General features: G+C 72.5%; 7 protein-coding genes. All 7 read right to left on the bottom strand.

Annotated features, from left to right (window positions below):
* A partial coding sequence (locus QJS33_RS26220; protein WP_306370751.1) for a TVP38/TMEM64 family protein occupies positions 1 to 504 on the bottom strand: 504 nt, incomplete at its 3' end.
* A gap of 29 nt (positions 505 to 533) precedes the next feature.
* Positions 534 to 1,700: an AI-2E family transporter gene (locus QJS33_RS26215; RefSeq protein ID WP_306370750.1), complete on the bottom strand. Its 1,167-nt coding sequence runs from the start codon at positions 1,698 to 1,700 to the stop codon at positions 534 to 536.
* Positions 1,697 to 3,118, bottom strand: a complete 1,422-nt coding sequence (locus tag QJS33_RS26210) for a sensor histidine kinase (protein ID WP_372339717.1) — start codon at positions 3,116 to 3,118, stop codon at positions 1,697 to 1,699. Before QJS33_RS26210 ends, QJS33_RS26215 begins: the two co-directional genes overlap by 4 nt.
* Positions 3,119 to 3,237: 119 nt before the next feature.
* A complete protein-coding gene (locus QJS33_RS26205; RefSeq protein ID WP_306370748.1) occupies positions 3,238 to 4,029 on the bottom strand; it encodes a TIGR03943 family protein in 792 nt (263 codons plus the stop codon).
* Positions 4,026 to 5,093 (bottom strand): permease, encoded by a 1,068-nt coding sequence (locus QJS33_RS26200; protein ID WP_306370747.1) that lies wholly within the window; start codon positions 5,091 to 5,093, stop codon positions 4,026 to 4,028. Before QJS33_RS26200 ends, QJS33_RS26205 begins: the two co-directional genes overlap by 4 nt.
* A 95-nt stretch (positions 5,094 to 5,188) precedes the next feature.
* Positions 5,189 to 5,539 (bottom strand): hypothetical protein, encoded by a 351-nt coding sequence (locus QJS33_RS26195; protein ID WP_306370746.1) that lies wholly within the window; start codon positions 5,537 to 5,539, stop codon positions 5,189 to 5,191.
* Positions 5,540 to 5,914: 375 nt separating this feature from the next.
* Positions 5,915 to 7,465: a sodium:alanine symporter family protein gene (locus QJS33_RS26190; protein WP_306370745.1), complete on the bottom strand. Its 1,551-nt coding sequence runs from the start codon at positions 7,463 to 7,465 to the stop codon at positions 5,915 to 5,917.
* Positions 7,466 to 7,584 lie beyond the last annotated feature (119 nt).

Raw genomic sequence — 7,584 nt, 5'->3', positions numbered from 1 at the left:
CGCCGGGACACCGCCCACCAGCGTTCCCAGCGCGAACGGCCCGACCCGCATCCGGGTGAGGCCGCACCCGTAGTTGACCACCTGGTACGGGATCACCGGCAGCAGCCGCAGCTGTAGCACGGCCTTGAGCGCGTGCTCCCCGGCCACGGCGTCCAGCCGCGCACGCGCGCCCGCGGGCAGCAGTCCGGCCACCGCGTTCCCGGCGACGTACCGGGCGACCGCGAACTGCGCCAGCGCCGCGACCACCCCGCCGGCCAGGGCCAGCGGCAGCCCGATCGCGAGCCCGAAGAGCAGCCCCGCGGCGACGTTCAGCGCGGGCCGCGGCACCAGCGCGAACACCGCCACCGCGTACAGCACCAGGTAGGCGACGGGGGCGGCCGGGCCGGCCGCCTCGATCCAGGCGCGCACCTGCCCCGGGTCGGGCCCGTAGGCCAGGGCGGCGAGCAGCACCGTCGCCCACACCACCACGAGTACCGCCCGCACCCGCCCCCCGCGTCCGTCCATCCGGGCAGCCTATGCGGTGTCCGGGCCGGTCAGGCCTCCTCCAACCGGGGGAACACCACCTTGTTGAGGATGATCGTCAGCGACGCGGCGACCGGGATCGCCAGCAGCGCCCCCACCAGGCCCATCATGGCGCCGCCGACCAGGGCCGCGGTGATGTTGGCGGTCGGCGAGACGTGCACGGCCCGGCGCATGACCCGGGGAGAGATCACGTAGCTCTCGATCTGCTGGTAGACGAGGAAGAAGGCCAGCGTGAACAGCCCCAGCCAGGGATCCACCAGCACCATGGCCAGCGAGGCCGCCAGAGCGCCGATGGTGGTGCCCACCAGCGGGATGAGCGCCGTCACGCCCACCACCAGGGCCAGGGTCAGCGCGTAGGCGGACCCGACCGCCCACAGGAACAGGAACGCCACCAGACCGGTGACCGCCGCCACCACCAGCTGCCCGGCGATGAACGCCCCGATGCGCAGCACGATCTCGTCGCCGATCTCGCGCACCCCGTCGCGCCGCGAGCGCGGCACCAGCCGGTAGCAGACGTCGAGGATGCCGTGCAGCGACGTCATGAAGAACAGGGTGAGGATGAAGATCGTGAACGAGGCCACCAGGGAGTCGACGACCACCTGCCCCACCCCGACCAGGCCGCCGAACACCTGCCGCCCCACGTCGGGGTCGACGACGGCCCCCTGTAGTTTGTCCAGCAGGTCGTAGCGCTCGTTCAGGTCGGCGAAGAAGCGGTTCTCCTGGAGGTCGTCGATCATCGCGGGCAGCCCGGTGGCCAGGCTGGTGACCTGTGCGCTCAGCGGCGGGACGATCGCCCACACGAACACGGCGACGAACAGCACGAGGGCCAGGCAGACGGTGATGATGGCCGCCCACCGCGGCATGCGGGCGCGGGCGCGCAGGAACTCGATGACCGGGTTGAGCCCGACGGCGAGGAAGAGCGCCACCAGGATGTAGACGAGCACCCCGCGCACGCCCACCAGTGCCTGCACCATCAGCCAGGCGACGAGCACGCCCAGGGCCCCGACGAACCCGATCCGGAAGTAGCCCGGGCGCCGGGCCGGGGGTCCCGGGAGGACCTCCGTCAGCACCTGCTGCCCGTCCTGCCCCGCCTGTTCGCTCCGCGGCCCTTTCGGCTCCCGTGCTTCGCGCGGTCCGTCCTCTCCACCGTTCGGTTCCGTCTCTTCCCCGTCGCTCATGCCGTCTCCGTCCCCGTCCTCGAAGGAACGCGCAGGGTGAACAGCGCACCGCCGAGCAGGTCGCTGTGAGCGGCCACCAGGGTGCCCCCGTAGGCCTTCACGATCTCCCGGGAGATGGCCAGTCCCAGGCCGCTGCCCTCGGGGTCCAGCTCGCGTGACTCGCGCAGCCGGGCGAACCGCTCGAAGATCCGTTCACGGTCGGTCTCGGGGACTCCCGACCCGTCGTCGTGCACCTCCACCACCGCCGATCCGTCCTCGTCGCGATCGACGATGATGTCGATCCGTTCGTGGGCGTGGCGCTCGGCGTTGGCGACCAGGTTGGTCAGCACCCGGGCCATCCGCAGCCGGTCCATGCACACCGGGACCTCGACCGGGGTGTGGATGCGCAGGTCGACCACCTCCTTGCGGGTCCCGAACTCCTTCTGCACCAGGGCGGCGAGGTCGAAGGGTTCGCGGGAGGACGCCAGGTCGGTGTCCAGGCGGGCGAGTTCGAGCAGGTCGGAGACGATGTTCTCCAGACGCTCGGTGTCCGAGAGCAGGCCGGTCAGCAGCCGCTCGCGCTCCCGGGGGTCGGGCCGGGGATCCGACAGCTCCACCTCCAGCTTGGCGCGCATGCCGGCGATGGGGTTGCGCAGCTCGTGGGAGGCGTCGGAGACGAACCGCCGCTGGCGTGTGACGGCCTCCTCCAGCCGGTCGAGGCTGGCGTTGGCGGTGCGGGCCAGGTCGGCGATCTCGTCGTGGGTGCGCGGGATCCGGAGCCTGCGGTGCAGGTCGGTGACGGAGATGGTCTCCATCTGCTCCCTGATCATCTCCACCGGGCGCAGTGCGCGGCCCACGCCGACCCAGATGATCAGCGCGGTGACGATGAGCAGGCCGCAGGCCGTGCCGATCAGCACAGTCTCCAGGGTCCCGGTGGTCAGGACCGAGGGGGCGCGGGCCGCCGCCAGCACCATGACATCGCCGTAGGCGGAGTCGGAGACGGCGTATCCGACCACCAGGTAGCAGTCGGTGTAGCCGTTGTCGCCCTGTTCCACGCAGGTGGTGGTGTCCACCCGGAAGTCGCCCCGGCTGGGGCGGTCGTGGGTCAGTGCGGCGAGGCCGCGCATGGCGTCGCTGGCGGCGAGCACCTCGCCGGAGTGCCGGTCGACGACCTGTAGGCGCAGGACCGGTTCGGTGGCCGGTACGGCCCCGGGGTAGCGCTCCGTGGTGATCTCCTCGGCGACGTGGCGGGCGGCGAGGTCGGCCCGGTCCCGGGCCTGGGTGGTGATGAGGTCGCGCAGCAGGAGGATGGAGACGGCCAGGCCGACGGCGACGACGATCACGAGCACGATCACGGCCCCCGCGGTGACCCGTCCTCTGATCGACCGGGGACGTACGCGGTTCCAGATCCGTCCGAGGTCACCGCTCCTGTCCGACACCCGCCCATTGTCACCCGCCGTGGCCGTGAACCGCCGAATTGGACCCGGTGTGGCGCCGTGGGCGCACGGACCCGTGGCCCGATTCCGGGTACTCCGCGCTCGCCCCGGGGGGCGGGACGTCACTCGTAGGGGTCCGGCGGGTCGGTCACCTCCTCCAGTTCGGTGACGGTGAACCGGTGCTCGTTGACGTCGTACAGCTCCCCTTCGGGCTCCACCCAGGTGCCCCGGACGGTCCACCAGCTGTCCGCCTCGGGGACGGCCCCGTCGGTGATCAGCACCTTGTTGACCACCGCGTCGGCTGCGCAGCAGGCCATCTGGAGCCGGGCCAGGTACCAGCCCTCGCCGTCGTCGGCGGGAACGGCGAACCCGGTGAGCTCGACGGTGCGCCCGGCCAGCGCACGGTCCTCGTCGATCCAGGCGCGCATGACGAACTGGCGCAGTTCCAGGGGGACGACCTCGCCCTCGGCCGCCTCCTCCAGGCCGTCGTCGAACTGCCCCGACCGCCCCTCCGGCCGGGGTGGCGCGGCGGACTCCGAGGCGGTGCTCTGCACGGCGTAGGAGCCCAGCGCCGGTGGGGCCACCACGAACACGGCGAGCACCGGGAGCAGCAGCAGCCAGGCCACGCGCGGGGCGCGCGAGTGGTCGTGCCCGTGGTCGCCGCCGTGCACGTAGGCCTCGGCGACGGCCTCGTCGTCCCCGGTGTGCGCGTGGTGTGCGTGCTCCTCGGCCTCCCCGCGCAGTTCGGCGATGACCAGCCACACGCCCAGCACCGCCATGGTCACCCCGGCGGCGATGAGGAACGGCCCGAAGGCGGGCTTGACCCAGTTGAGGTACATGTTCGTGGGCACGGTGGCGGTGAGCGCCGCGGCACCCAGCAGCACCAGGACGAGCCCTTGCGCGATGCGGTTCAAAGGATCAGGCCTCCGATCAGGAAGGTGGCCGCCAGGGCCACGATCAGGCACAGGGGGACGAAGCGCGCCACGAACCGCCAGCCGAACACACCGGCCTGCATGGCGATGAGCTTGAGGTCGACGATGGGACCCACCACCATGAACGCCAGCTTGGCGGTGGGCGAGAAGTCGGTGAGGCTGAGCGCGACGAACGCGTCGGCCTCGGAGCAGATGGACAGCAGGATCGCCAGCAGCGCGAGTACGAGCACCGAGACGACCGGCATCCCCGCCACGGTCAGCAGCCACTCGCGGGGGACCATGACGTTGATGGTGGCGGCGGCCAGCCCGCCGACGACCAGGTAGCCGCCGGCGTGCATCATGTCGTGCACCATCGACTCGCGGAAGACCCGCCACTTGGACTCGCCCGGGTCGGTCGGCCGGGAGGGCAGGCGCAGCCACTCGGTGCGGCCGAAGCGCACCCAGATCCAGCCGATGACGACCGCCGCCAGCAGTGAGGCGGCGAACCGGGCGAGCACCATCTCCGGCTGCCCGGCGAAGGCCACGGCGGTGGCGATCATGACGACCGGGTTGATGGCGGGCGCGGCCAGCAGGAAGGTGAGCGCCGCGGCGGGGGCGACCCCGCGCCGGATCAGGCTGCCGGCGATGGGCACCGACGCGCACTCGCAGCCCGGCAGCAGTGCGCCGGACAGTCCGGCCACCGGGACCGCCCGGCTGGCCTTGCGCGGGATGAACCGCTGGTAAGCGGAGGTCGGCACGAACGCGGTGAGCGCCGCCGACAGCGCGACCCCGAAGACCAGGAAGGGCAGCGCCTGGAAGCAGATGGCGGTGAAGATGGTCGCCCAGGTCAGGAACGCGGACCCGGTGAGCTGGTCGGAGAACCAGGCGTGGCCGACGGCCATCGCGGTGATGAGCGCCGCGAACAGCCAGACCGTCCCGGTGCGGCGCCCGCCGCGGCGACGCCCCCAGTCGTCGGGCGGCAGCTCGGCCTCACGCGCGGGGACGAACGGGTCGCCGGGCGGGGGCTCGCCCCCGTGGGTGTGCTGGGGTGTGGTCCGTTCGGACACGGTGGCACTCCGTGATGGATCGGGTGGGTCTTCGGGCATAGTACCGAAAACCGTTTTCGTCCCGGGTCGGTCGGCTTCGGCCTGTGGACGGCCCGTCAGAGCAGGTCGCGGGTGAGGTACATGCGTACCGCCCGGCCCACGGCGACGACCCCCGCAACGGGGAGGGCATCACCGTCGGCGCACGGGGCCCGGTCCCCGGGCACGCGCGCCGCCGGGAGGAGCAGGACCGCTCCCAGGAGCATCCGCAGCCCGGTGCCGACGAACACGGGAACCGGGGCTCCGGGCTCCAGGATACGGAACAGGGAGCGGTTCATGACCGGGTACGGGTCTTCGTCCGCGCACATCGTGCCGAGCAGGCCGGGCCCGATCGAGCGGAGGGCCCGGGGCGGATGACGGATCCACACCCCGGCGGTGGTGGGCAGGGGGCCGATCGGACCGGCGGCCACCGGCCGCTGCCGGGCGGCCGTGACCCACCGCGGGTCCGGCAGCGCGGCCGGCCTCCGGCGACGGCGCGGTCGCAGAGGACCGTGCCGACGGGGGCCGCCGCCCCGCAGAGGGCCGCCTGCCGGGGCGGGAGCCGCCGGGACGCCCGCGGTCCCGGCAGGACCGCAGCGCATCCCCGGCCCGGGACCTCGTCCGTGCAGACGGTTCCCGGACCCCGGGTCGGGGCGGACGCGGGCAGGAGGGTGGGCGCCCCGACCCGGGGGACGGGCAGGAGGGCGACCGGCAAGGCGGCGGGCGTGGCCGGCCGGGACACGGCGGGGGGAGCGCCGTTCGCTCCCCCCGTATCGCCGCCGCCCCGCCGCGCGGTTCACCGGCGTTCAGTCGCCGCGGCCTCCGTCGCCCCCGGGGCCCTCCTCCGGCCGGTCGTCGTGCTCGGCCAGGGCATCGGCCGGATCGGGCGGTGCCGCCCCCTCACTGCGGTCCACGTCCTCGGGCAGTGCCCCGCCGGGTTCGCCCCAACACCGGACCCCGCGCAGGTCGGGCATCTTGGACAGCGTGAACTGCGGGTCCAGCCCGTTGCGCAACTGGCGGCTGTAGTCGGCCAGCAGGCGGAAGGCGATCGCCGACAGCGGCGCCAGGGCCAGCAGGTTGACGGTGGCCATGACGCCCATCGCGATGTCCGCGAGGTTCCACACGACGGTGAGCGGGGCGACGCTGCCCAGGAAGACCGCCGCCAGCACCGCGTAGCGGAAGTACGTCATGTGCTTGGGGTCGGCGTCCAGGAACCCCAGGTTGGATTCGCCGTAGTAGTAGTTGCCCAGCACCGACGTGAACGCCAGCAGGAACAGGATCACGGTCAGCGCGTGCAGGGACCAGCCGCCCAGGGTGCTCTCCAAGGCCCGCTGGGTGACCTCGGCCCCGGCCTCCGTGGTGAAGTCGGGCCCGTAGACCAGGATGATGAACGCGGTGACCGAGCACACCAGCCAGGTGTCGAAGTACACTCCCAGGGTCTGCACCAGGCCCTGTTTGGCGGGGTGGGAGACCGAGGCGGTGGCGCCGGCGTTGGGCGCCGAGCCCAGGCCGGCCTCGTTGGAGAACATCCCCCGGCGCATCCCCTGGAGGATCGCGGCCCCGGCACCGCCCGCCACGAACTCGCGCAGCCCGAACGCCCCGGCGAAGATGTCGCCGATCACCCGGGGCAGCTCCCCGATGTTGAGGGCCACGACGGCCAGGCCGAGCAGGATGTACAGGATCGCCATCGTCGGGACCAGGGCCTGGGCGACGGTGGCGATGCGGCGCACCCCGCCGAAGATGACGGCCGCGGTCAGGCCCACCAGCACCAGGCCGACGACGACGCTGAGGACCCGGCCGTCGGGGAGGCCCAGGCTCCCGGCCGAGGTGGAGACGGCACCGGCGATGCTGTTGGCCTGCACCGAGTTGAAGATCAGGCTGAAGGTGACGGTGATGACGACCGCGAACAGCACGCTCATCCACCGGTTCTCCAGGCCGTACCGGATGTAGTAGGCGGGCCCGCCGCGAAAGCCCGTGGCGGTGCGCACCTTGTACAGCTGGGCCAGGGTCGACTCCACGAACGCGGCCGCGCCCAGGACGCAGGACATCGCCCACATCCAGAAGACCGCGCCCGGCCCGCCGAGCATGACGGCCGTCGCCACGCCCACGATGTTGCCGGTGCCCACGCGGGAGGCCGCCGAGATCGCGAAGGCCTGGAAGGAGGAGATCTCCCTGCCGCCGTCGGGTGCGGTGCCGGGGCTGCTGCGGATGACCCGGAACATCTCCGGCAGCAGCCTCAGCTGGACGAGACCGGACCGGACCGTGAAGTACAGGGCCAGCAGGACCAGGAGCGGGATGAGGAAGTAGGACCAGAAGACGTTGTTGACGGCGACGAGAAAGGTGTTGAGGACGGGCACGCGCTTCCCTTCCGGCGGCCGGGTGGCCCCGTTGACGACACCGGGGTCTCCCCGCCACTGTCCACCGCGGCCCGGCCGGGAGCGGATACGGACACGCGGAACCGCGGTAAAGGACCTTA

Source organism: Nocardiopsis sp. CC223A (assembly GCF_030766825.1).
In the GTDB taxonomy this organism is placed as follows: Bacteria; Actinomycetota; Actinomycetes; order Streptosporangiales; family Streptosporangiaceae; genus Nocardiopsis.
Note: the sequence above shows the minus strand (reverse complement) of the source record. Positions and strands in the feature narration are given on the sequence as shown.